Annotated in this window: 1 protein-coding gene; it reads left to right on the forward strand. The window is 68.5% G+C overall.

The genetic code is table 11. The features are described from left to right. A partial coding sequence (locus tag C7411_RS36830; protein WP_110389040.1) for an acetyl-CoA C-acetyltransferase occupies positions 1–1,182 on the forward strand: 1,182 nt, incomplete at its 5' end. Position 1,183: the final 1 nt, after the last annotated feature.

Here is a 1,183-nt window from a genome sequence, read left to right on the forward strand (position 1 = left end):
ATGACTGACATTGTGATCGTTTCGGCCGCACGTACGGCGGTAGGCAAATTCGGCGGCTCGCTCGCGAAGGTGGCGGCGCCAGATCTCGGCGCGATCGTTATCAAGGCCGCGCTCGAGCGCGCGGGGGTGAAGCCCGAGCAGGTGAGCGACGTGATCATGGGTCAGGTGCTCACGGCCGGTTCGGGCCAGAACGCGGCGCGCCAGGCCTCGATCAAGGCGGGCCTGCCCACGGCCGTTCCCGCCATGACGATCAACAAGGTGTGCGGCTCGGGCCTGAAGGCGGTGATGCTCGCGGCCAACGCGATCATCGCGGGCGATTCGGACATCGTCGTGGCCGGCGGCCAGGAGAACATGAGCGCCGCGCCGCACGTGCTGCCGGGCTCGCGCGACGGCTTCCGCATGGGCGACGCGAAGCTCATCGACAGCATGATCGTCGATGGCCTGTGGGACGTGTACAACCAGTACCACATGGGCGTGACGGCGGAAAACGTCGCCAGGGAATACGGCATCACGCGCGAGGAGCAGGACGCGTTTGCGGCGCTGTCGCAGAACAAGGCGGAAGCGGCGCAGAAAGCGGGCCGCTTCGACGCGGAAATCGTGCCGGTGGCGATACCCCAGCGCAAGGGCGAGCCGCTGCAGTTCGCGACCGACGAGTTCGTGCGCCACGGCGTGACGGCGGAGTCGCTCGCGGGCCTGAAGCCCGCGTTCAGCAAGGAAGGCACGGTGACGGCGGCGAACGCGTCGGGGATCAACGACGGCGCGGCCGCGGTCGTGGTGATGTCGGCGAAGAAGGCCGAGGCGCTGGGTCTTGCGCCGCTCGCGCGCATCAAGGCGTACGCCAGCGGCGGGGTGGACCCGAAGGTGATGGGCATGGGTCCGGTGCCGGCGTCGAAGCGTGCGCTGGAGCGCGCGGGCTGGTCGGTGAACGACCTGGATCTCATGGAGATCAACGAGGCATTTGCGGCGCAGGCGCTGGCGGTGAACAAGCAGATGGGCTGGGACACGTCGAAGATCAACGTGAACGGCGGGGCGATTGCGATCGGTCACCCGATTGGCGCATCGGGCTGCCGGATTCTCGTGACGCTGCTGCACGAGATGCAGCGCCGCGACGCGAAGCGGGGTCTCGCCTCGCTGTGCATCGGCGGCGGCATGGGCGTGGCGCTCGCGCTCGAGCGCGCTTGAT

The sequence above is a fragment of the Paraburkholderia silvatlantica genome, assembly GCF_003096715.1.
In the GTDB taxonomy this organism is placed as follows: domain Bacteria; phylum Pseudomonadota; class Gammaproteobacteria; order Burkholderiales; family Burkholderiaceae; genus Paraburkholderia; species Paraburkholderia silvatlantica.